This is a genomic window from Caballeronia sp. dw_19 (assembly GCF_018449515.1).
Taxonomy (GTDB): domain Bacteria; phylum Pseudomonadota; class Gammaproteobacteria; order Burkholderiales; family Burkholderiaceae; genus Caballeronia.
Map to the genome: position 1 here is coordinate 18,208 of NZ_JAAVUQ010000005.1, position 23,094 is coordinate 41,301.

The 23,094-nt window shown below is 61.5% G+C and carries 17 protein-coding genes; 11 read left to right on the forward strand and 6 right to left on the reverse strand.

The features are described from left to right. Nucleotides 1-45 precede the first annotated feature (45 nt). The 4 genes from HB376_RS08655 (at nucleotide 46) to HB376_RS08665 (ending at nucleotide 5,425) form a co-directional block, all read left to right on the forward strand. Nucleotides 46-2,631 (forward strand): [protein-PII] uridylyltransferase, encoded by a 2,586-nt coding sequence (locus HB376_RS08655; RefSeq protein WP_213763108.1) that lies wholly within the window; start codon nucleotides 46-48, stop codon nucleotides 2,629-2,631. Between the two features lie 208 nt (nucleotides 2,632-2,839). Then, complete coding sequence (locus HB376_RS41690; protein ID WP_346730464.1) at nucleotides 2,840-4,072, forward strand: hypothetical protein; 1,233 nt, start codon at nucleotides 2,840-2,842, stop codon at nucleotides 4,070-4,072. Nucleotides 4,073-4,209: 137 nt separating this feature from the next. After that, nucleotides 4,210-4,959 (forward strand): pseudouridine synthase, encoded by a 750-nt coding sequence (locus HB376_RS41695; RefSeq protein ID WP_346730465.1) that lies wholly within the window; start codon nucleotides 4,210-4,212, stop codon nucleotides 4,957-4,959. A 226-nt stretch (nucleotides 4,960-5,185) separates the two neighbouring features. Continuing rightward, nucleotides 5,186-5,425, forward strand: coding sequence for a hypothetical protein (locus tag HB376_RS08665; RefSeq protein WP_213763111.1), 240 nt, complete (start codon nucleotides 5,186-5,188; stop codon nucleotides 5,423-5,425). Between the two features lie 232 nt (nucleotides 5,426-5,657). Here the strand turns inward: HB376_RS08665 and def are convergent, their stop codons facing one another. The 4 genes from def to smc form a co-directional block, all read right to left on the reverse strand. After that, nucleotides 5,658-6,191: a peptide deformylase gene (gene def, locus HB376_RS08670; protein WP_213763113.1), complete on the reverse strand. Its 534-nt coding sequence runs from the start codon at nucleotides 6,189-6,191 to the stop codon at nucleotides 5,658-5,660. Beyond that, on the reverse strand, nucleotides 6,188-8,281 hold the full coding sequence (gene ligA / locus HB376_RS08675; protein WP_213763115.1) for an NAD-dependent DNA ligase LigA: 2,094 nt from the start codon (nucleotides 8,279-8,281) through the stop codon (nucleotides 6,188-6,190). The genes def and ligA overlap by 4 nt, the downstream gene beginning before the upstream one ends. 135 nt (nucleotides 8,282-8,416) lie before the next feature. Continuing rightward, nucleotides 8,417-9,658 carry a cell division protein ZipA C-terminal FtsZ-binding domain-containing protein gene (locus HB376_RS08680; RefSeq protein WP_213763116.1) on the reverse strand — a complete coding sequence of 414 codons (1,242 nt, stop codon included), beginning with the start codon at nucleotides 9,656-9,658 and terminating at the stop codon, nucleotides 8,417-8,419. A gap of 237 nt (nucleotides 9,659-9,895) precedes the next feature. Beyond that, complete coding sequence (gene smc / locus HB376_RS08685) at nucleotides 9,896-13,411, reverse strand: chromosome segregation protein SMC (protein ID WP_213763118.1); 3,516 nt, start codon at nucleotides 13,409-13,411, stop codon at nucleotides 9,896-9,898. Nucleotides 13,412-13,904: 493 nt separating this feature from the next. On the opposite strand from smc, the gene dapC reads away from it, so the two are divergent. From dapC to cls, 6 genes are all read left to right on the forward strand, one after another. After that, nucleotides 13,905-15,119, forward strand: a complete 1,215-nt coding sequence (gene dapC, locus HB376_RS08690; protein WP_213763120.1) for a succinyldiaminopimelate transaminase — start codon at nucleotides 13,905-13,907, stop codon at nucleotides 15,117-15,119. A gap of 51 nt (nucleotides 15,120-15,170) precedes the next feature. Beyond that, nucleotides 15,171-15,998 carry a 2,3,4,5-tetrahydropyridine-2,6-dicarboxylate N-succinyltransferase gene (dapD, locus tag HB376_RS08695; RefSeq protein ID WP_213763121.1) on the forward strand — a complete coding sequence of 276 codons (828 nt, stop codon included), beginning with the start codon at nucleotides 15,171-15,173 and terminating at the stop codon, nucleotides 15,996-15,998. Nucleotides 15,999-16,001: 3 nt separating this feature from the next. Beyond that, on the forward strand, nucleotides 16,002-16,364 hold the full coding sequence (locus HB376_RS08700; RefSeq protein ID WP_158936758.1) for an ArsC family reductase: 363 nt from the start codon (nucleotides 16,002-16,004) through the stop codon (nucleotides 16,362-16,364). A gap of 115 nt (nucleotides 16,365-16,479) precedes the next feature. Further along, a complete protein-coding gene (gene dapE, locus HB376_RS08705) occupies nucleotides 16,480-17,619 on the forward strand; it encodes a succinyl-diaminopimelate desuccinylase (protein ID WP_213763123.1) in 1,140 nt (379 codons plus the stop codon). A 28-nt stretch (nucleotides 17,620-17,647) separates the two neighbouring features. After that, a complete protein-coding gene (prmB, locus tag HB376_RS08710) occupies nucleotides 17,648-18,532 on the forward strand; it encodes a 50S ribosomal protein L3 N(5)-glutamine methyltransferase (RefSeq protein ID WP_213763125.1) in 885 nt (294 codons plus the stop codon). A 33-nt stretch (nucleotides 18,533-18,565) separates the two neighbouring features. After that, complete coding sequence (gene cls / locus HB376_RS08715) at nucleotides 18,566-20,029, forward strand: cardiolipin synthase (protein WP_213763127.1); 1,464 nt, start codon at nucleotides 18,566-18,568, stop codon at nucleotides 20,027-20,029. A 42-nt stretch (nucleotides 20,030-20,071) separates the two neighbouring features. Here the strand turns inward: cls and HB376_RS08720 are convergent, their stop codons facing one another. After that, a complete protein-coding gene (locus tag HB376_RS08720) occupies nucleotides 20,072-20,551 on the reverse strand; it encodes a glutathione peroxidase (protein ID WP_213763128.1) in 480 nt (159 codons plus the stop codon). Between the two features lie 169 nt (nucleotides 20,552-20,720). Between HB376_RS08720 and HB376_RS08725 the strand changes: the two genes are divergently transcribed. Further along, nucleotides 20,721-22,658 carry an ATP-binding cassette domain-containing protein gene (locus HB376_RS08725; protein WP_213763130.1) on the forward strand — a complete coding sequence of 646 codons (1,938 nt, stop codon included), beginning with the start codon at nucleotides 20,721-20,723 and terminating at the stop codon, nucleotides 22,656-22,658. Nucleotides 22,659-22,669: 11 nt separating this feature from the next. Here the strand turns inward: HB376_RS08725 and HB376_RS08730 are convergent, their stop codons facing one another. After that, a complete protein-coding gene (locus HB376_RS08730; RefSeq protein WP_213763131.1) occupies nucleotides 22,670-22,933 on the reverse strand; it encodes a DUF2866 domain-containing protein in 264 nt (87 codons plus the stop codon). Nucleotides 22,934-23,094: the final 161 nt, after the last annotated feature.

The window sequence follows — 23,094 nt, forward strand, 5'->3', positions numbered from 1 at the left end:
CGCCACGATCAATTTTCATCCACTGACTTGACGACCCGCCTGCCCATGAGCGTACCTGCCGACGCCCCGCCCCAAGCCGATTCGTTGAAAGCCTCGTACAAGACGGCCAAGGCCGCCCTGCTCGAGCGCTTCCAAAGCGCAACCAACGTCGATGGCCTGATGCATGCCCTCGCGCGCGCCACCGACGAAGCGCTCCAAGGCGCCTGGGAAGCCTGCGCGATGCCGAAATCGGCGGCGCTGATTGCGGTCGGCGGTTACGGGCGCGGCGAACTTGCGCCCTATTCGGACGTCGATATCCTCGTCCTCCTGCCCGATGACGAAACGCCCGACCACACCGCTTCACTGGCCGCGCGTATCGAGCGGCTGATTGGCATGGCGTGGGATCTTGGCCTGGAGATCGGCAGCAGCGTGCGGTCGGTGACGCAGTGCATAGATGAAGCAAGCAACGACATCACCATCCAGACCTCGCTGCTGGAAGCGCGCCGCATAGTAGGCAGCGAAACACTGTTCGAAACGTTCGAGGCGCGGTATCGGCAGACGCTCGATCCGCGTGCGTTCTTCCAGGCGAAAGTCCTGGAGATGCGCCAGCGGCACGCCAAGTATCAGGACACGCCGTACAGCCTTGAGCCGAATATCAAGGAAAGCCCCGGCGGCCTGCGTGACTTGCAGCTTATTTTATGGATCTCGCGCGCGGCCGGTTTCGGCAGCAGCTGGCGTGAACTGGATTCGCGCGGGCTGATTACCGAGCGCGAAGCCAGCGAACTGCGCCGCAACGAAGGTTTTCTGAAGACCCTGCGCGCGCGGCTGCATGTGATTGCCCGGCGGCGCCAGGACATTCTCGTCTTCGACTTGCAGACGGCGCTGGCCGAAAGCCTCGGCTACAAAGCCACATCGTCCAAGCGCGCGAGCGAACAGCTCATGCGCCGCTACTACTGGGCCGCGAAGGCCGTCACGCAGCTTGCCACCATCCTGATCCAGAACGTGGAAGCGCAACTGTTTCCATCGACGAGCGGTATTACCCGCGTGCTCAACGAGCGTTTCGTCGAGAAGCAGGGCATGCTGGAAATTGCCAGCGACGACGTTTTCGAACGCGAACCCAACGCCATTCTCGAAGCGTTCCTGCTGTACGAACAGACGCGCGGCGTGAAGGGTTTATCCGCCCGAACGCTCCGGGCAATCTATAACGCACGTGACCTGATGGGCCGCGACTGGCGGCGGGACCCCGAAAACCGGCGCCTGTTCATGGAGATCCTGAAGCAGCCCGAAGGCATCACACATGCGCTGCGGCTGATGAACCAGACAAGCGTGCTGGGGCGTTACCTGCTCAACTTCCGGCGCATTGTCGGCCAGATGCAGCATGACCTGTATCACGTCTATACCGTCGATCAGCACATCCTGATGGTGTTGCGCAACATCCGGCGCTTCGCGATGGCCGAACACGCGCATGAATACCCGTTCTGCAGCCAGCTGATGGGTAATTTCGAGCGCTCCTGGGTGCTGTATATTGCGGCACTTTTTCACGATATCGCCAAGGGCCGCGGCGGCGATCACTCCGTGCTCGGCATGGCGGATGCACGGCGTTTTTGCCGTGAACACGATGTTGGCGCGGACGACAGCGATCTGGTCGTTTGGCTCGTGGAACAGCATCTGACCATGAGCCAGGTCGCGCAAAAGCAGGACACGAGCGATCCGGAAGTCATCAAGCAATTTGCATCGATGGTCAAGACCGAGCGCCGGTTGACCGCGCTGTATTTGCTGACCGTCGCCGATATCCGCGGCACCAGCCCCAAGGTCTGGAACGCGTGGAAAGGCAAGCTGCTCGAGGATTTGTACCGTGCCACGCGCGCCGTGCTCGGCGGCGCCGAACTGCACGCGCACTCGGAACTCAAGTCGCGCCAGGAAGACGCGCTCGCGTTGCTGCGCCTTGAAACCGTGCCCGAAAACGCGGAAAAAGTGTTGTGGGACAAGCTTGATGTCGGCTATTTCCTGCGCCACGACGCCGCCGATATCGCGTGGCAGACCCGCGTGCTTTATAAACACGTGGAGAGCGAAAAGCCGATCGTGCGGGCGCGGCCTTCGCCGATTGGCGCCGCGCTTCAGGTGCTGGTGTATGTGCAGGACCGGCCCGATTTGTTCGCCGGGATCTGCGCGTATTTCGACAAAAACGGCCTGTCCGTGCTCGATGCACGCGTTACAACAACGCGCCACGGCTATGCGCTCGACAATTTTCTGGTCGCGCATCCCGACCATGACGGGCATTATCGCGACATTGCGAATCTCGTCGAACAGCAGTTGAGTACGCTGCTGACCGCCGAGGGCATTTTGCCGGAACCGTCGAAGGGACGTGTTTCGCGGCTTGTGCGCACTTTTCCGATCACGCCGCGCGTGGATTTACGTCCCGACGAACGTGGTCAGTATTACATCCTGTCGGTATCGGCTAACGACCGGCAGGGCCTCCTTTATTCGATCGCGCGGGTTCTGGCCCAGCACCGGATCGGCGTCCACGCGGCGCGGATCAATACGCTTGGCGAACGCGTGGAAGACGTGTTCCTGCTCGACGGCAAAACCCTATCCGACAACCGGACGCAGATCCAGGTCGAAACCGAACTGCTGCGCGCGATCGCAGCCTGAGAATATATGCGCGTCAAACTGACAGCGAAGCACCCGCGCCCGGCATCGCCGGCACGTTCCCCCGTTCGTACCGGCAGCGCTGCCGGACGAAAAAAGCCCGCACGCGCTGAAATCGCGAGCGGCGATCGGCCAGTGCGTAGTGATAAACCGGCTGGCGGTGCACGGCCTTCGGGGGCGGGTGAGCGGAAACCTTTCAAGGCGCGTAGTGATGACTCGCGGGGCGCGGGTGATCGCGGGGCGCGGCCATCGTTTGGTGATCGTGGCGCTCCGCGTGGTGATCGGCCTTCCGGTGATGGTGAACGTCGTCCGTTTACGCCACGTGGCGATGCTCCGCGTGGTCCGAGTGGTGATCGCGGTCCGCGGCCTTCGTTTGGTGATCGTGGGGCTCCGCGTGGTGACCGCCCTTCCGGCGATGGCGAACGTCGCCCGTACGCGCCGCGTGGCGATGCTCCGCGTGGTCCGAGTAGTGATCGTGGCTCGCGTCCTTCCTTTGGCGACCGTGGCGCTCCGCGTGGTGACCGCCCTTCCGGCGATGGTGAACGTCGGCCGTACGCGCCGCGTGGCGATGCTCCGCGTGATCCGAGTGGTGATCGCGGCCCGCGTCCTTCCTTTGGTGATCGCGGCGCTCCGCGTGGTGATCGACCTTCCGGTGATGGTGAACGTCGGCCGTACACGCCGCGTGGTGATGCTCCGCGTGGTCCGAGTAGTGATCGCGGCCCGCGTCCTTCCTTTGGCGACCGTGGTGCTCCGCGTGGTGATCGGCCTTCTGGTGATGGCGAACGCCGTCCGTACACACCTCGTGGTGATGCTCCCCGTGGTCCGAGTAGTGATCGTGGTCCGCGTCCTTCCTTTGGTGATCGCGGCGCTCCGCGTGGTGATCGACCTTCCGGTGATGGCGAACGTCGTCCGTATGCGCCGCGTGGTGATGCTCCGCGTGGTCCGAGCAGCGATCGCGGCCCCCGCCCGTCCTTCGGCGACCGTGGCGCTCCGCGCGGTGATCGGCCTTCTGGCGATGGTGAACGTCGTCCGTTCACACCTCGTGGCGATGCTCCGCGTGGCCCAAGCAGCGATCGCGGTCCGCGCCCGTCCTTTGGCGACCGTGGTGCTCCGCGCGGTGATCGACCTTCCGGCGATGGCGAACGTCGCCCATACGCGCCGCGCGGCGACGCTCCACGCAGTCCAAGCAGCGATCGCGGCCCCCGTCCGTCCTTCGGCGACCGCGGTGCCCCACGTGGCGACCGCCCCTCAAGCGACAACGAACGTCGTCCGTTCAAACCCCGCGATGATTCGCGCGTCCCAAGCAGCGACCGCACGCCCCGCCCATCGTTTAATGACCGCGGTGACCGCAGCGCTCCGCGCGAGCGCAACCATTCGCACGATGGCAGCCCGCACCCAGCCCCTACCGACCGCCAACGGCCCTCGGGCGACAGCCCTTACGTAGCACGCGACACATCCGGACGCTTCGGCGATGAGCACAAACCCGCCGCGCGCAAACCGGTATCGAAACCGTCAAAACCGCGTGATGCCGACGCCCCGCCCTCACCCGCCCGCATCGCACGCGAAAATGAAGAAGGGCTCGTGCGCTTGTCGAAGGTGATGTCGGAACTCGGCCTGTGCTCGCGCCGCGAAGCCGATGAATGGATCGAAAAAGGCTGGGTTCTGGTCGACGGCGAAGTCATCGATACGCTCGGCACCAAGATTCGTCCCGACCAGAACGTTGAAATCGCACCCGCCGCGCACGCGGCCCAGATGCAGCAGGTCACCATTCTGATCCACAAGCCGGTTGGCTACGTGTCGGGTCAGGCGGAAGACGGCTATCAGCCGGCTGTCACACTGGTCAATCCGTCCAACCATTGGGCCGACGACCAGTCCGGCATCCGCTTCACGCCGCTGCATCTGCGCACGCTTGCGCCGGCAGGCCGTCTGGATATCGATTCGACCGGGCTGCTAGTCCTGACCCAGGATGGCCGCGTGGCGAAACAACTGATCGGCGGTCATTCCGACGTCGATAAGGAATATCTCGTGCGCGTGAAATTCGGCGAACACGAAGTCGATATCGAACCGCACTTCCCGCCCGAAAGCCTGGCGCTGCTGCGCCACGGACTCTCGCTCGATGATGTGCCGCTCAAAACAGCGCAGGTCAGTTGGCAAAATGGTGAACAGTTGCGCTTTGTGTTGCGCGAAGGCAAAAAGCGCCAGATTCGCCGGATGTGCGAGCTGGTTGGGCTGGAGGTAGTTGGCCTGAAGCGGATCCGGATGGGTCACGTGACGCTCGGCGCCTTGCCGCCGGGCCAGTGGCGTTATCTGGGCGCGGACGAAGCTTTCTAAAAACAGCTTCGCTGCCTTCTCCGCGCGCTTCAAAACGTCGCGGAAAAACGACGAAATTGTTACCAATCGATGCGAACGGCACCTGCCGATCGCATCGATTTTTTTTGGCCGATTTTTTGGCTAAAGAAAATATGACACATGACCGTTAGTCAGGTACACGCGCAATTTACCGCTTCAAGTCGCGTGTGCTTGGGCGAATGCTGCGAAGTGCTACTGGAGAATTGCCATGTCCGTTGAGATCATTGTTCGCGAAACCAAAACCGGCCTCGAAATCATCAGCGGCCGACGTCGACTCGACGCGCTGCTCGCCGTGCACGACGAAGTTGTCGTGATGAGCCCGGGCGTGGGTGAAGTGGTCATCGCGCGGTTGCCGGACGGACGCTTGCAGGCATCGGCGAATCCGGAGCACATTGCATTGTTCCGCCAGCCGGCAATGGCGTCGGGACCCAAGAAAAGCTTCGCTTGAAGGATGAAGCCGCCGGGCTCCGGCGGTTTTTGCTTCCTTGATACATGAATGATCCGGCTAAACGGTCGGATCCTGTACGGCACGGCTGAGCACGTCGCCAATTCATGCACCGCAACGAAAGCCGCATTTGGCCAAACCACCCCACCAAACAAAAGGGCCGCGATTCTTCGCGGCCCTTATTCCTTTCAGCGGCTGACCAGCCGGTCAAACCAGCCGTTCGCCCGTCGATCGATCAATCGTCGCTTTTCGGATCGAGTCCTGGAAACAGGATCTCGGTGAAGCCGAACTTCGAGAAATCCGTGACGCGCATGGGATACAGCTTGCCGATCAGGTGATCGCATTCGTGCTGCACGACGCGCGCGTGAAAGCCTTCGGCCAGCCGTTCGATAGGCGAGCCGTACTGATCGAACCCCTGATAGCGGATCATGGAATACCGCTGCACGGCGCCGCGCAGGCCCGGCACCGACAAACACCCTTCCCAGCCTTCCTCCATGTCGTGCGAGACCGGCGTAATGATCGGGTTGATCAGCACCGTTTCCGGCACCGGCTCGGCCTCCGGATAACGCTCGTTGTGCGCGAAACCGAAGATCACGACCTGCAAATCCACGCCGATCTGCGGCGCGGCAAGCCCGGCGCCGTTTGCGTGGCGCATGGTGTCGAACATGTCTTCAACCAGAGCGTGCAGCTCGGGTGTATCGAAGTGATCGACCGGCTCGGCGATACGCAACAAACGCGGATCGCCCATTTTGAGGATTTCGCGAATCATGGTGTTTCTCCCTCCAAAAGCTTGCGCATACCCTCTTCGTCGAGTACCGGGACGCCGAGTTCCTCAGCCTTCACAAGCTTGCTGCCGGCCTCCGCCCCCGCCACCACGTAATCCGTTTTCTTCGATACCGATCCCGCCACTTTCGCGCCCGCCGCCTCCAGCATCTCCTTCGCGTCTTCGCGCGACAGAGTAGGCAGCGTGCCGGTGAGCACGACCGTCTTGCCGGCGAGAACGCCCTGCGGCGCCTTCGGCGCGGGCGGGCCTTCGGGCCAGGTCACCTTGCCCGGCGCGCGCAATTGCTCGATCACCATCTGGTTATGCGGTTCGCTGAAAAAATTGTGCAGCGACTCGGCCACGACCGGGCCAACATCGTTCACTTCCAGCAATTCCTCGACGCTTGCCGCCATGATCGGATCGAGTGAGCCGAAATGCTTGGCCAGATCCTTCGCCGTCGACTCCCCGACGTGACGAATACCCAGCGCGTACAGAAAACGCGGCAAAGTGGTCTGCTTCGCCTTTTCGAGGGAATCGTACAGATTCTGGGCGGATTTATCGGCGAAACGGTCGAGCGCGACGAGCGTTGCCACACCGAGATTGAACAGGTCCGCGGGCGTGCGCACGATGTTCTCATCGACCAGTTGGTCGATGATCTTCTCACCCAGCCCGTCGATATCCAGCGCGCGCCGTTGCGCGAAATGCCACAACGCCTGCTTGCGTTGCGCGGGACAGATCAGGCCGCCCGTGCAGCGAGCAATGGCTTCATTGGGCAACCTTGCGATCTTCGATCCGCAGACTGGGCACTCTGTCGGCATCTCGAACATGCGAGTATTTTCAGGACGGTCATCAATGACCACTCCAATGACTTCGGGAATCACATCGCCGGCACGTCGAACCCGTACCGTGTCGCCGATCCGAACATCCTTACGCCGCACCTCGTCCTCGTTATGTAGTGTGGCATTCGTCACTGTGGCTCCGCCTACGAAGACAGGTGTGAGCCGCGCGACTGGAGTGATTGCGCCGGTTCGGCCGACCTGTACGTCGATAGCACGCACCGTGGTACGAGCTTCCTGTGCTTCAAACTTGTGCGCTAGAGCGAAGCGTGGCGCTCGCGATGTGGACCCTAGTCGTTCTTGGTCAGTAACCGGATTAACTTTATAAACCACTCCATCGATTTCGTATGGTAATTGCTCCCGTTTGACCTCAATACGGCGAAAAAAACTGAGCATCCCTTCTGCCCCTCGGACAACGTCTCGCTCCGCATTGACCGGCAATCCCATTTGCTCAAGCCAGTCGAGCAGAGCTGAATGCGTTCGTGGTAAGTCCGCGCTTTTTAGCGCGCCAATACCGTAGGCGAAGAACGATAGCTTTCGTGCAGCCGTAAGTTGGGCATTTAGCTGTCGTAGAGCGCCCGCCGCCGCGTTACGCGGGTTGACGAAACCGTTTCGCCCAGCGGCTTCCTCGCGGGTATTCAATTGCTCGAAGTCCCGCTTGAACATCAACACTTCACCACGCACTTCAAGCAGTTCCGGCAACTTTTCGCCAGTCAATTTTTTCGGAACCGAATCGATAGTGCGGACGTTTTCCGTCACATCCTCTCCGATCAGCCCATCGCCACGTGTTGCAGCCTGGGTGAGTCGCCCCTCTTTGTAAAGCAGTGAAATAGCCAACCCATCAAGCTTCGATTCACAGGCGTATTCCACAGGCGATTTCCTGAGCGCACCCGAAACCCGCTTATCGAAAGCTAAAATATCTTCGTCTTTGAATCCTTTTTCCAGCGATAACATCGGAATCTCACGAACGACGGGCTGAAATCCTGACGAAGCCTCGCCTCCGACTTCTTGGGTCGGTGACCACAGATCGCTGAGTTCCGGATGGTCGGCCTCGATCTGCTGCAACTCCTGAAACAAGGTGTCGTACTCAGCATCTGACATGCTGGGCTGGTCGAGCACGTGGTACGCGTGGTTCGCACGTTTGAGCTCTTCACGAAGCCATAAAACCCGCTTTTCCGGTCCATCCGCGTCTACTTTGGAAGCACGGGCCGCGCGAGTTCTTAGATTGCTTTTGGAGGCAGCGTTTGGCTTGACGGACATGCGCGTTGGACAGGCTAGAGAGTTAGAGGAAACCGGCCTGTTGATTGTCTCAGAGATCGGGTGATCGTGGCATCGACCGTACAGTCGATGCCTGACGAAAATCGCTAACTGTCCAACGGGCGTCGCCGTAAGATTTTATTGGCTGAACAATCGCCGCGTGGCGGGGGAACCTGCCGGAATGCCAGCCTGTTCGAGCTTCGCGTACAACGTCATCAACTGCTTTTCAATAGCCAGCAGCGACGACTCCGGCAACGGCCGGCGCTGGTCGTCCACCACGCGCGCGCCGATGCGCTCGGAGAGCGACTTCGCGTAATCGCACATCAGGCGGAACGGCAGGATGTCTTCGTCGGCCACCGGTACGTCCAGCACCAGCGTGATCATCTGGCCGCCCTTATAGGTCAGGTCGTCGCGCAGGAAGTTGGTATCGCCGAAGAGCAGCATGAACACCGGGTTCTGGCGGGCATCGAGCTTGACGAAACGCGTACCGTCGCGCGACAGCAGCAAACCATCCTGCGAGGCCACCGCCTGCACGTAGTTGGCGGACCACGGCGCGCCGTCGGAGAGAATGTTGATCGACAATTGCGCGTCGCATTGAGCCGCGAACGCGTCGAGTTCGCGCGCCATGCCGACCGTTTCCAGCATGTCGGGGAATTCGGGGGAACCGTCGATAGTGTCGGCAAAACGCTGCACCCCCGTCACGAACTCCGAGAACTCCAGTTCGTTCAGCGGGCCACCGCGATTGGCCAACTGTGCCGCTGCGCGCAACTCTTCGTAACGCGCGCCGTTCTTGAGCAATTCCCAGGTCGTGCCGCCCTCCGGCTTGCCTTCAATATGCACGGGCTTCGCGCCCGCGCGACGTAGCTTCTGCGCGCTCGGAATCAGCTTTTCGCCCGCGATGGGGGCAAGCAAACGGATGGGCACCACGCAATCGATCCGCCGATCCACGATAGCCGGCGGCGCCGATGAAATGGTGGTCGCGCCGGGCAAAACGGGTTCGTCATCGTCGTCAAGGATGGGGGACGAATTCGTCTCCTGGAAATCGCCATTCACCGAGGTCGATTCAGCCTGGATATCGACTGCGGTATCGGCCGGCGCTACAGTGGAAAGCGGCGCACCGCCGAAACTCGGCTCGACCCGCGTGTCCGCCGCCTCGCCATCGCCCTCGCCCATGGCGGGTTCACGCCGCACCGGGCGTGTAGGTTCGATGAACGGCTGCTCCTCGTCGGCGTCGTTGCGCGCGAGCGACTCCGCTGCTTCGTCAGGCATCGGGCGCGGCATCTTGCGGCGCACTTTGGCGCCCTGCCACGCGTTGTACACCACCACGCCGCCTACCACCACGGCTCCCGCTCCAATCAACCCGAGTGTCAACTCGTCCATGCACTCTCCGTCCTACTTTCTGGTTGCGCTCTCGGCGCGCTTGGCGGCGCTATTGAAGGCATCCGGCGCTCATTTGAGCGCTTGTTGAGCTTACGCTGTGCGATCTGCGCCCCGCGCGGTATTGGATTTTCATCCGATACCGCGTGGGTCACTCCGCGCCTGCGCGCCAGAACCGGCCTCCGGGGCCGGTTCTCCCTACTATCTTGATGCCCGTTCTAAAAAAGCCCGGTCAAACGTTCAAGCATTTTGGGCGAAACCCGCCGCGGATTCCATATCCACGGCAACAATCCGCGAGACGCCCTGTTCCTGCATCGTCACGCCGATCAGTTGTTGCGCCATTTCCATTGCAATCTTGTTGTGCGAGATGAAGAGGAATTGGGTCTTCTCCGACATCGCCCGCACAAGGTTCGCAAAGCGCTCCGTGTTGGCGTCGTCGAGTGGCGCATCCACTTCGTCCAGCAGACAGAACGGCGCCGGATTCAACTGGAACATCGCAAACACGAGCGCCGTGGCGGTGAGTGCCTTTTCGCCGCCCGACAGCAAGTGAATGGTCGAATTCTTCTTGCCCGGCGGCTGCGCGAGCACCTGCACGCCGGCATCGAGGATTTCGTCGCCGGTCATCACGAGTTTCGCCTGGCCACCGCCGAAAAGACGCGGAAAAAGCTCGCCGAAATGACGGTTCACTTCGTCGAACGTGCCTTGCAGCAACGACCGCGTTTCCTGGTCGATCTTGTGGATCGCGTCTTCCAGCGTGCCGATGGCGTCGTTCAAATCCGCCGATTGCGCGTCGAGGAAATCCTTGCGCTCACTGGCCGCGGCGAGTTCATCGAGCGCGGCCATGTTCACGGCGCCAAGGGCCGCGATCGCGTTGTTCAGCCGCGTGACTTCGCCTTGCAGATACGAAGGTTTCAGATCCGGTGTGAGCTTGGCCTGCAACTCGGCTTCATCGACACCCGCCGCCGCCAGTTGCTCGACGAACTGCTCGCCGCTGATGCGTGCCGCCTGTTCCTTCAACTGCAATTCGTTGATCTTGTCGCGCAACGGCTGCAGCGAACGTTCCGCGATAAGCCGCAATTCGTCGGCCTGACGCAGTCGCGCGGTGAGATCGTCGAGTTCGATACGGGCCGATTGCAACGCCGCTTCCCTGGCCGCGCGCAGTTCGAGCGCGTCCTGCAAGCCGGTGTGCGCCGTTTGCTCGTTGATCGTTTCGAGTTCGGCGCGGGCGTCTTCCAGTGCACCGGCCACGCGTTCGCTCTGATCCTTGGCCGTTTCAATGTTGCGCCGGTATTCCTCGATCTTGGCGGCGAGCCCACGCGCCGCGAAGCTGGCGTCGGTGGCCGCGCGTTCGAGGTCCCGCGCTTCCTGGCGTGCGTTGGTCAACGCTTCGTCGAGTGCTTCGAACGCCAACTGATGATCTTCGAAACGCGCCTGCAACTCGGCGAGTTCGCCGTCGTGGCGCTCGAAATTCGCTTCCGATTCAGCACGCAACGCACGCTGTTCATCGATTTGCGCGGTAATTTCCGACAGTTCCTCGCGGATCTGCGTGCTGCGCTGCATGTAGCGTTCGTGCGCCTGCGCGAGCTTCAACACGTCCATTTGCAACGCGTGTACGCGTTGGGTCGCGCGTTCGGCGGAGGAACGGGCATCGCCCAGACTCGCCGATGCCTGCGTATGCGCCGCTTCCGCTCGTACAGCGGCGGCTTTGGCTTCATCGGCGAGCAGGGCTTGCGCGCGTACTTGCTTCGTCAGGTTTTCGATTTCCTGCTGGCGGGCGAGCATGCCGGCCTGCTCGGAATCGGCGGCGTAAAGCTGTACGCCGACGCGCGTCACCACATGCCCGGCCTTCACCACGAACGCAGCGCCGTCCGGCAATTGCGAACGCGAGGCCAGAGCCTGAGCGATGTCATCGGCGACAAAAACGTTGCCCAGCCAGTCGGTCAGTACGGCGCGCAGACCGGCGTCGTCAATACGGATCAGCGCCAGCAGCGGCCGCAAGCCGGCGGGCGTTTCCTGCGGACGGCCGGCGTTGGGCGGTGCATAGAACGCGAGCTTGGCGGGCGGTGCATCGGTTGCAAACGCCTTCACCCAGTCGAGATTCGATACTTCCAGCGCCGCAATCCGCTCACGCAGAACCGACTCCAGCGCCGTTTCCCAACCCGCTTCAACGTGCAGCTTTTTCCAAAGACGCGGCAACGAACCGAGCTCGTGTTTGTCGAGCCACGGCTGGATCTTGCCTTCGGTCTGGACGCTTTCCTGCAACTGCTTCAATGCCGCGAGCCGCGCTTCGAGCTGGTGAATCTGCGCGCTTTCGGCCTGCACTTTCTCTTGTGCCGCGCGACGCTCGCCATCCAGACGCGGCAGCGTGTCCTGCGCGTCGGAGAGGCGGGCTTGGGCCTCAGCGAGAATTTCTTCGTGCTCGGCCAGTTGCATGCGCAACTCTTCGAGCTGCGCTTCGTCGGGCGCGTCCAGGCCGCCCGCTTCGCTTTTCAGGCGTTCGTGACGCTGCTGCAACTGCTGCAGTTGCTGATCGGCATTGCGCTGATGCGCGGCCTCGAGCTTCAACGCTTGTTCAGTCTGCGCGATACCGCCGCGCTCTGCGTTCAACTCGGCCTGGGCGTCGCGGAAGCGCGCTTCGAGCGCCGGCAGTTCGTCGTGTTTCGCGGCAGCCGTTTCCTGCGCGATCGCCGCCTTTTCTTCGCCGATAGCCAACGCTTCTTCGGCATCCGTGATCTCGCCACGGGCTTTCTCGGCTTGCATCTGCCATTGTTCGCGCTGAGCGCTCAAAGCCGCGATCTGCGCCTGCACCCGGTTGCGCGATTCCACGATAAAGCGGATCTCCGCCTCAAGCTTGGCCACTTCCGAGTTCGCTTCGTACAGCGAGCCCTGGGCGCCCTGCATGGCGTCGCTCGCGCTGTAGTGCGCCACCCGCAACGTTTCCAGTTGCGCTTCTACTTCACGCAGCTTGGCGGTTTGTGCTTCGAGTTCGATCTGCGCGTCGCTGATGGCGCGCTGCTGACGCTCCGACTCGTTGCCCGCTTCGTTCTTGCGCAACAACCACAGGAGCCGTTGCTTTTCTTCGCCGTCGGCCTGCAGCGTCTTGTATTTCGTCGCGACGATCGCCTGGGCTTCGAGCTTTTCCAGATTCGCGCTCAACTCGCGCACGATGTCTTCCACGCGGGTCAGGTTTTCGCGCGTATCGTGCAGGCGGTTTTCGGTCTCGCGGCGGCGTTCCTTGTACTTGGACACGCCTGCGGCTTCTTCCAGGAACACGCGCAGCTCTTCGGGCTTGGCTTCGATGATCCGGGCAATCATGCCCTGCCCGATGATCGCGTAAGCACGCGGTCCGAGGCCCGTACCCAGGAAGATGTCCTGGATATCGCGACGCCGGGCTGGCAGGTTGTTGATGTAGTAGCTCGAGGTGCCGTCGCGCGTGAGGACGCGCTTGACGGCGATTTCGGCGTAGGTGCCCCACTGGCCGGCGGCGCGGCCGTCGGCGTTATCGAAGATGAGTTCGACGCTGGCCCGGCTGCCAGGCTTGCGCGCGGTGGAGCCGTTGAAGATCACGTCCTGCATCGACTCGCCGCGCAGCTCGGACGCGCGCGATTCGCCGAGCACCCAGCGCACGGCGTCGATGATGTTGGACTTGCCGCAGCCATTCGGGCCCACCACGCCGACAAGCTGGCCTGGGACCTGGAAATGGGTGGGATCGACGAAGGACTTGAAGCCAGCGAGTTTTATCGAGGTCAGACGCACGGCGATATCGCTGATTGAAAAGAATTCGGGAGAACGGGCCGGCGGGCCTCCGAGCCGTGATGCTTGTGCGGCAGGAGATAACGACTAACGCCGGTCGAAAACGCTCGGGCGGTGGGTCGAACCCTGTCGAATCGAAGCGACGGAGCGCAACCCGTGGTGCCATTGCCCGACGGCTTATGTATATAACTACAAGCAACCGCGAGCACGCAACCCGGCGAACGGTGACAATCATACCATCGCCCGTCTTGAATTCTTTTGGTTTGCTGACAGAGGGTTTCTTGCTCGCAACGGTGGGCGGGCCGGGGTTCTGCAAGGGTCAATGCTAGTCTGTTTCAGCTAGCCGGCGGCAGCGGCGGTCCAATGGCTGCGCATGGCGCAAACCGGCCTTCCGGCCGGCGGCAGGACCGCCTCAAAGCGCCAGCAAACCCAACCAGGAGGCACGAGGGGGCTATAATCCGAGCCTTGTCGTTTCATCATTTGCACCGACTTCGCCGTGAATCCACTTCTCCAGAAACTTCAGCCGTATCCATTCGAAAAGCTGCGCGCGCTATTCAAGGGCGTCACGCCGCGCGCGGATCTGGCGCCGATCAGCTTTGGTATCGGCGAGCCGAAACATGCAACGCCGGCGCTGATCCGCGAGGCAGTCGTGAATGCGATGTCCGGCCTCGCGTCGTATCCCGCCACCGCCGGCAGCGAGCCGTTGCGTCAGGCCATTGCTGACTGGACGAAGCAGCGGTACGACCTGCCCGCGGTCAATGCAGCCACGGAAGTCCTGCCCGTTTCCGGTTCCCGCGAAGCCTTGTTCTCGCTGGCGCAAACCGTGATCGACAGCCGCAGCACCGTTGAACCGCCCGTTGTCGTGTGCCCGAATCCGTTCTATCAGATCTACGAAGGCGCAGCCTTGCTGGCCGGCGCCGAGCCGTACTTCGTGAACAGCAATCCGGCGCGCAACTTCGCCTGCGATTACGCAGCCGTCCCCGACGCCGTCTGGGCACGTACCCAATTGCTCTTCGTCTGCTCCCCCGGCAACCCGACCGGCGCCGTGCTGACGCTCGACGACTGGCGCGAGTTGTTCGCGCTATCGGACCGGCACGGCTTCGTGATCGCCTCCGATGAATGCTATTCCGAGATCTATTTCAACGAAGCCACGCCTCCGCTGGGCGGCCTGGAAGCCGCGCACAAGCTGGGTCGGGGTTTCGAACGGCTGGTGATGCTGTCGAGCTTGTCGAAGCGCTCGAACGTGCCCGGCATGCGCTCGGGTTTTGTCGCCGGGGATCCGTCGATACTCAAGCAATTCCTGCTCTACCGCACCTATCATGGCGCAGCGCTCTCGCCCATGTTCCAGGCAGCGAGCGTCGTTGCGTGGAAAGACGAGGCGCACGTGCGCGACAACCGCGCGCTGTACCTCAAGAAATTCACGACCGTCACCCCCATGCTCGCCGAGGTGCTCGACGTCCGTCTGCCCGACGCCGCGTTCTATCTGTGGGCGAACGTGGCGCGCACCCGCCTGTCCGACACCGAGTTCGCCGCACGCCTTTACGCCGACTATAATGTGACGGTTTTGCCGGGCTCATACCTGGCGCGCGACGCCCACGGCACGAATCCCGGCAGCGGCTTCATTCGCATTGCGCTGGTCGCCGATGTCGATGAATGTGTGGAAGGTGCACGGCGTATCGTCGAATTTTGCGGCACGCTGAAGCAGCGTTGACCGACCCGGTAAATCTCTCCTTAATCACAGTACTCACTTAAGTTCACGACCATGTCGCAACAACTTCAGCAGATCATCGATACCGCCTGGGACAACCGCGCCGAGCTATCGCCGAAATCGGCCCCCGCCGAAGTGCGCGACGCCGTCGCTCACGCCATCGAGCAACTCGACAAAGGCCTGGCCCGCGTTGCCGAAAAGCAGAACGGCGAATGGGTGGTCAATCAATGGCTGAAGAAAGCGGTATTGCTGTCGTTCCGCCTGGAAGACAACGCGCCCATGCCGGCTGGCGGATACAGCCAGTTCTACGACAAAGTGCCGTCGAAGTTCGCCAACTACACGGCTGAAGATTTCGCTGCGGGCGGCTTTCGCGTCGTGCCGCCGGCTATCGCGCGCCGTGGTTCGTTTATCGCTAAAAACGTCGTGTTGATGCCGTCGTATACGAACATCGGCGCGTATGTGGATGAAGGCACGATGGTCGATACCTGGGCCACCGTCGGTTCGTGCGCGCAGATCGGCAAGAACGTGCATTTGTCGGGCGGCGTGGGCATCGGTGGCGTGCTGGAACCGCTGCAGGCGAACCCGGTGATCATCGAAGACAACTGCTTTATCGGTGCGCGTTCGGAAGTGGTGGAAGGCGTGATCGTGGAAGAGAACTCGGTCATCTCCATGGGCGTGTATCTCGGCCAGAGCACCAAGATTTACGACCGCGAAACGGGTTCGGTCACGTATGGCCGCATTCCGGCGGGCTCGGTCGTGGTCGCGGGCAACCTGCCTTCGAAAGACGGTTCGCACAGCCTGTACTGCGCGGTGATCGTGAAGAAGGTGGACGCGAAAACGCGTGCCAAAGTCGGCCTGAACGAGTTGCTGCGAGGCGATTGATCCATGGCCGCGAAAAAGATCGTCGTGTATGGGATTCCGAATTGCGACACCGTGAGAAAAGCGCGCGTGTGGCTGGAAGAACATGACGTGCCGTTCGAGTTCTATGACTTCAAGAAAGCCGGGGTATCGACGTTCTTGTTGCAGGACTGGTTGAAGGACGTCACGCTCGACGAACTGATCAACCGGCGCGGCACCACCTGGCGCGGCCTGTCGGATACCTACAAGGACGAAGCCGGCTCCACGGCCGGCGCGATCGCGTTGATGATCCACAAGCCGTCGATCATCAAACGGCCCGTGCTCGTGGTGAACGGCCGTGTGAAATCGCTCGGTTTCGATGCCGACAAGTACGAAACGCTGTTCGTTTAAAGATTGAGCTCTAAGCTTTTAAGCGCAGCATCGCGCGCCCCTTCGATAAAGGCGCGCGAATCTTGATCCCTGCCGGCCGCCGCGCCGGCTTTTTTATTGAAAGTGGCTCGAATCCATGTCCGGCACCCTTCTCCTCTCGGAACAACTCATCGCGCGCGCGTCCGTCACGCCCGACGACCAGCACTGCCAGAATCTGCTGATCGAGCGGTTATCGGCACTCGGCTTTGAGTGCGAAACGATCGCGTCGGGCGGCGTCACGAATCTCTGGGCCGTGAAACGTGGCACCGACGGCACCGACGGCAAGTTGCTCGCGTTCGCCGGCCATACCGACGTCGTGCCGACCGGTCCGCTGGAACAATGGACGTCGCCGCCGTTCGTGCCGACCCATCGCGACGGCAAGCTGTACGGTCGCGGCGCGGCGGACATGAAAACATCGATAGCCGCGTTCGTTGTGTCGAGCGAAGAGTTCGTCGCGGCGCACCCGGCACATCGCGGCTCTTTGGCGTTCCTGATCACCAGCGACGAAGAAGGCCCCGCCACCGACGGCACCGTCAAAGTAATCGAAGTGTTGAAAGCACGCGGCGAGCGGCTGGACTACTGCATTGTGGGAGAACCCACCTCCAGCGCCACGCTCGGCGATATGGTCAAGAATGGCCGACGCGGTTCCATGTCCGGCAAGCTAATCGTCAAAGGCGTGCAAGGTCATATTGCTTATCCGCATCTCGCGAAGAATCCAATTCACTTGCTCGCACCGGCGCTGGCCGAACTGGTCTCGACGCATTGGGACGACGGCAACGAATATTTCCCGCCGACCACGTGGCAGGTGTCCAACCTGCATAGCGGCACGGGCGCGACGAACGTGATCCCGGGTCACATCGAGTTGATGTTCAATTTCCGCTTCTCCACGGCAAGCACGGTGGAAGGCCTGCAAAGCCGCGTTCACGCGATCCTCGATAAGCACGCGCTGGACTACGATCTCGCGTGGAGCGTCAGCGGCCTGCCGTTCCTCACGCCGCGCGGCACGTTGTCGAACGCACTGGAGCAAGCCATCCTCGATGAAACCGGCGTGCGCACCGAACTGTCCACCACGGGCGGCACCTCGGATGGCCGATTTATTGCTCGCATCTGCGAACAGGTGGTCGAATTCGGACCGCCGAACGGCAGCATTCACAAGATCGACGAGCACGTTGAAGTCGCGTTTATCGAACCGTTGAAAAATGTGTATAGGCGCGTGCTTGAAACCCTGCTTGCCTGATCCGACTCACTCTTATAAGGAGCCTGCGATGGCGCTTCCCTTCACCACCGTTCGCGATCTGCTGCGTTTTGCCGTGTCGCGTTTTACCGAGGCAGACTTGTCGTTTGGCCACGGTTCATCGAATGCATTCGATGAAGCCGCGTACCTCGTGCTGCATACCCTGCACTTGCCGCTCGACACGCTCGACCCGTTCCTCGACGCGCGCCTGCTCGACACCGAAATCGACGCCATCATGAAAGTGATCGAGCGCCGCGCGACGGATCGCGTGCCGGCGGCGTACATCACGCACGAAGCGTGGATGCACGGGCACCGTTTCTACGTGGATGAGCGCGTGATAGTGCCGCGTTCGTTCATTGGCGAGTTGTTGCAGGATGGCTTGCAGCCCTATGTGCAGGACCCTGACGAAGTGTCGCGCGTGCTGGAACTCTGCACGGGCTCCGGCTGCCTCGCGATTCTCGCGGCGCAGGCGTTCCAGAATGCGGACATCGACGCCGTCGATATCTCCGCACCCGCGCTGGAAGTGGCGCACCGGAACGTGGACGACTACGACCTGGATTCGCGCGTCGCGTTGTATGAGGGCGATCTGTTCGGACCGCTACCCGTTGGCCGCTACGAAGTCATCATCACGAATCCGCCGTACGTCAACGCGCTGGCCATGCAGACACTGCCCGCTGAATATCGCCACGAGCCGGAACTCGCACTCGCGGGCGGCGCGGACGGCATGGATATCGTGAAGCGGATCGTAGGCGAAGCGCGCAAGTGGCTGACCGAAGACGGCGTGCTCGTGGTCGAAATCGGCAACGAACGGGCCAACGTGGAAGCGACGCTCGGTGGCCTCGACATTGTCTGGCTCTCAACCAGCGCCGGCGACGACAACGTGTTTCTCATCCAGGCAGCCGACTTGCCGGGCTGACGGCACAACCCCCGACTTCCAGGCACCGCGTACATGCACTTCGAGTGGCAGGACTGGCTTCATCTCGGCACGTTTGTGATCATCGCCCATTTACTGGGCGCCGCCGCAGCGTGCCACGCGGTGCTCAACACGCGCACCTCGCAAGGCGCGGTCGCGTGGGCCGTGTCGCTTGTCGCCATGCCCTACTTCACGCTGATCCCGTATCTCTTTCTCGGGCGCAGCAAGTTCGCCGGGTACATTGACGCGCGTCGGCTGGAAAACGAGATCCTGCGCAAGAGCGCGCACCCGACGGAATGGAATTTCCCCGATGAAGCCGCGCGTCTGCGCGGCGCGGCGGACGGCGATCCTGCAGAGTATCTCGGCCATCCGACCATACGCGCGCTGACGCGTTTGAGCGGCATGCCGTTCCTGCGCGGCAATTCCGTGCGCGTGCTGATCAACGGCGACGCCACGTTCGACGCCATCTTCAAAGCCATCGACGCGGCGAAGGTCTATGTGATCGTGCAGTTTTTCATCGTCCGCGACGACGACCTTGGCCGCAAGCTGAAAGACCTGCTGATCCAAAAAGCGCAGCAAGGCGTACGGGTTTATTTTCTCTACGACAGCATCGGCAGCTTCGATTTGCCGAAACGCTATGTGAACACGCTGCGCGCGGGCGGCGTGCAGACGCATCCGTTCGCGACCAAGCGCAAGTTCGTTAACCGCTTCCAGATCAACTTTCGTAATCATCGCAAGATCGTGGTCGTTGACGGTGAATGCGCGTTTGTCGGCGGTCACAACGTAGGCGTGGAATATCTCGGTGCGAATCCACGTTTGTCACCCTGGCGCGATACCCACATTGAAGTGCGCGGGCCGGCGGTCGCCAGCATCCAGTTTGTGTTCATAGAAGACTGGTACTGGGCAACACAGCGCATTCCAGAAGTGGCGGAGTCGAAGACATCGGCGGATGACATGAGCTGCCTCATCCTCGCGAGCGGCCCCGCCGACCATCAGGAAACGTGCTCGCTGTTTTTCGTCGAGGCAATCAACGCGGCGCGTTCGCGTATCTGGATCACGACGCCGTACCTCATCCCCGACGAAGCCGTGCTTTCCGCGCTGCGGCTCGCGGTTTTGCGCGGCGTGGACGTACGCATCCTGATTCCGAGTCGCCGAGATCATCGCGTGGTATTTGCCGCGTCCAAACTCTATGCCTACGATGCGCTGCTGGCAGGCGTGAAAATCTTTCGATATCGCCCGGGTTTCCTGCATCAGAAAGTGGTGCTGGTGGACGATATGTCCGCCGCCATTGGCAGCGCGAATCTCGACAACCGCTCGTTTCGTCTCAACTTCGAGATCATGGTCCTGACCGTGGACCGGCGCTTTGCAAGCGAAGTCGAAAAAATGCTGCTCGACGACTTCGCGCAATCATGGGAAATCAGCCGCGACGATTATCTCGGCGCCCCCGCGTGGCGCCGCATGACAATGCACGTCGCGCGCCTGTTTTCACCCATTCTTTGACAGGGCGACGTCCAGCCGGACGTCGCCCTGTCAAAACTGCCGTCAGAGCAGTTTTTCGATATCGCCGGAAAGCGCATCCGGTTTCGTCACCGAGCCAAACCGGGTGATCACGTTGCCTTCCTTGTCGACCAGGAACTTCGTGAAGTTCCACTTGATGCCTTCGGTCCCCAGCACGCCCGGCGCTTCCTCGGTCAGGTAGCGAAACAGCGGATGCGCGTTCGCCCCGTTCACGTCGATCTTCGCAAACAGGGGGAACGTGACCCCGTAGTTCTGCTCGCAAAAGCTGCCAATTTGAGCCGCATCGCCTGGTTCCTGCTTGCCGAACTGGTTGCACGGAAAGCCCAGCACCGCAAACCCGCGATCCGCGTAACGTTCGTACAGCTCCTGCAAACCCTTGTATTGCGGCGTGAATCCGCACTCGCTCGCGGTGTTCACGATCAACAGCACCTTGCCCTGATAACTGTCCATGCTGACGGTTTCACCGCCGAGGGTTTCCGCCGAAAACGAGTAGATAGGGTTCATTCGATGCTCCGCTTGAAAAAATCCAGTCTAAGCGAAACGCAGGTCAAAAAACACCCGACCGAACGGCTAACGGCGCGCCGACCTCACGCACCAACGTCAATGAGCCGGCGGCGACTACCCGCGCCAGTCTAAAATAGCGTTTTCCCGTACTTGTCTGGGTCTCCACGCCGTGATTCGCTTTAACCAGTTCAGCCTTGCCCGAGGCACCAAACCGCTCTTCGAACAGACCACGTTCGCGCTCAATCCTGGCGAAAAGGCGGGGCTCATCGGCGCTAACGGCGCGGGCAAGTCGACGCTCTTCTCCGTGCTACGCGGCGATCTGCACGCGGACGGCGGCGATTTCTCGATGCCGCCGTCGTGGCAAATCGCCCACGTCGCGCAGGAAACGCCGGCCGTGGACCGCACCGCGCTCGACTACACGCTTGACGGCGACACGCAATTACGGCGCATCGAAGCGCGGATTGCGGCGGCATCGGCGGCTCACGATGGGGCAGCCGAAGCCGACGCGCACGCCGCTTTCGCCGACGCAGACGGTTACACCGCGCCCGCCCGCGCCGAAACCCTGCTGATCGGCCTGGGGTTCACGCTCGCGCAAACAAAAGACCCGGTCACGAGCTTCTCCGGCGGCTGGCGCATGCGCCTGAACCTCGCGCAGGCGCTGATGTGCCGCTCGGACTTGCTGCTGCTGGACGAACCCACGAACCACCTGGATCTCGATGCCATCATCTGGCTGGAAGACTGGCTGCATCGCTATCCGGGAACGCTGATCGTGATTTCGCACGATCGAGAATTCCTCGATTCCGTCTGCAACGTCACGCTGCATCTGGAAAACCGGCAAATCAAGCGTTACGGCGGCAACTACAGCCAGTTCGAAATCCTGCGCGCGCAACAAATGGCGTTGCAGCAAAGCGCGTATGTGAAGCAGCAAAAGACGGTGGAGCATCTGCAAAGCTTCATCAACCGTTTCAAGGCGCAGGCGACCAAAGCGAAGCAGGCGCAAAGCCGCGTGAAGGCGCTGGAGCGCATGGAAATCATCGCGCCGGCGCATGCTTCTTCGCCTTTCACGTTCGAGTTCCGCACGCCAGATGCCGCGCCGAACCCGATGATGGTGATGGAGTCCGTGCGCTGTGGTTATCACACGGACGCCGGTGAAGTACCGATCGTGGAAGGCGTCACGCTGTCCATCCAGAACGGTCAGCGAATCGGCTTGCTGGGTGCGAACGGTCAGGGGAAATCGACGCTCATCAAGACGCTGGCGGGCACGCTGGAAGCGTTGAGCGGCACGGTGCGCGAGGGCAAGGGCTTGCGGATCGGTTATTTTGCGCAACATCAACTCGAAACGCTGCGTCCCCAGGACTCGGCGCTAGAGCATGTCGCCCGGCTCGCGCCCGACACACGCGAACAGGAATTACGCGATTTCCTCGGCGGCTTCAATTTTTCCGGCGAAATGGCGACCGCGAAGATCGCACCGTTTTCCGGGGGAGAAAAGGCGCGGCTCGCGCTTGCGCTGATCATCTGGCAAAAACCCAATTTGCTGCTGCTCGACGAACCGACGAACCATCTGGATCTCGAAACGCGTCACGCGCTGACCATGGCGCTCGCGCAGTTCGAAGGCACATTGATCCTGGTGTCGCACGACCGCCATTTGCTACGTGCCACCACGGATAACTTCATGCTCGTGGCGAAGCACCGGCTGCAGCCGTTCGATGGCGATCTTGACGATTATCGCGACTGGCTGTTGCAGCACGCGGCCGAACAGCGAGCAGCGGCCAAGGAAATGGCCAGCAATGGTACATCGGACGATTCGCTGGAATCAGGGCAGAACCGCAAGGAGCAGCGTCGCCTGGAGGCACAAGAGCGGCAGAAACTCTCGCATTTGAAAAAGCCGCTGCAATCGCGGATTTCGAAGATCGAGAAGGAGATGGACAAGCTGAATGCCGAGAAAGCGCAGCTTGATATTTTCGTGGCCGATGCAGCCAGTTACGAGCCCGCCATGAAGGCGCAGCTCACGGAATCGATTCGCCGTCAGGCCGATGTGAACGGCCGGTTGGAAGCGCTCGAAGCGCAATGGCTGGAAGCGCACGAGGAACTGGAGCAGATCGGCTGATCCGCCCTGGCTTAACGCCTCGGCAGGGTTTGCCGCGGCATTCCTTCGTCGTCGACCAGTACGTGCTTGCGGCCCTTCACGTGGCGCCGAATGGTCGCCACCACCTCATCTTCGGTCACGTCTTCGGCTACTACGCGACGCGATATCTGCCCTTCAGCGTCGATCCACTCGACAATCCGGCAACCGCCGCCCCATGGCTGCTGGATGGGCGCGGACACACGGCAGCCGCGCAGATGGAATGTTGGGCGAGACAAAGTTTGATCTGCGTGTTTCAAGGCGTAGTCCTTTTTCCTTTTCCGCTCGTATCCGGGTTTGTCGCGATACAAGGATAGAAAAAGCACGCCCCGCTTGGGTTACACGAATCTCGCGGTTTTTTACACGACATTACTAAGGGACCGATCGACGACGCCTCGCAACGCGACCCCAGCGCGCTGCC

What these genes read in the sequence shown, in the direction of transcription:
- HB376_RS08655 (WP_213763108.1), top strand. Translation starts at nt 46, where the DNA reads ATGAGCGTACCTGCCGACGCCCCGCCCCAAGCCGATTCGTTGAAAGCC.
- HB376_RS08680 (WP_213763116.1), bottom strand. Translation starts at nt 9,658, where the DNA reads ATGGACGAGTTGACACTCGGGTTGATTGGAGCGGGAGCCGTGGTGGTA.
- cls (WP_213763127.1), top strand. Translation starts at nt 18,566, where the DNA reads ATGCACTTCGAGTGGCAGGACTGGCTTCATCTCGGCACGTTTGTGATC.
- HB376_RS08665 (WP_213763111.1), top strand. Translation starts at nt 5,186, where the DNA reads ATGTCCGTTGAGATCATTGTTCGCGAAACCAAAACCGGCCTCGAAATC.
- dapE (WP_213763123.1), top strand. Translation starts at nt 16,480, where the DNA reads ATGTCCGGCACCCTTCTCCTCTCGGAACAACTCATCGCGCGCGCGTCC.
- HB376_RS41690 (WP_346730464.1), top strand. Translation starts at nt 2,840, where the DNA reads ATGACTCGCGGGGCGCGGGTGATCGCGGGGCGCGGCCATCGTTTGGTG.
- dapD (WP_213763121.1), top strand. Translation starts at nt 15,171, where the DNA reads ATGTCGCAACAACTTCAGCAGATCATCGATACCGCCTGGGACAACCGC.
- HB376_RS08720 (WP_213763128.1), bottom strand. Translation starts at nt 20,551, where the DNA reads ATGAACCCTATCTACTCGTTTTCGGCGGAAACCCTCGGCGGTGAAACC.
- HB376_RS08700 (WP_158936758.1), top strand. Translation starts at nt 16,002, where the DNA reads ATGGCCGCGAAAAAGATCGTCGTGTATGGGATTCCGAATTGCGACACC.
- prmB (WP_213763125.1), top strand. Translation starts at nt 17,648, where the DNA reads ATGGCGCTTCCCTTCACCACCGTTCGCGATCTGCTGCGTTTTGCCGTG.
- def (WP_213763113.1), bottom strand. Translation starts at nt 6,191, where the DNA reads ATGATTCGCGAAATCCTCAAAATGGGCGATCCGCGTTTGTTGCGTATC.
- ligA (WP_213763115.1), bottom strand. Translation starts at nt 8,281, where the DNA reads ATGTCCGTCAAGCCAAACGCTGCCTCCAAAAGCAATCTAAGAACTCGC.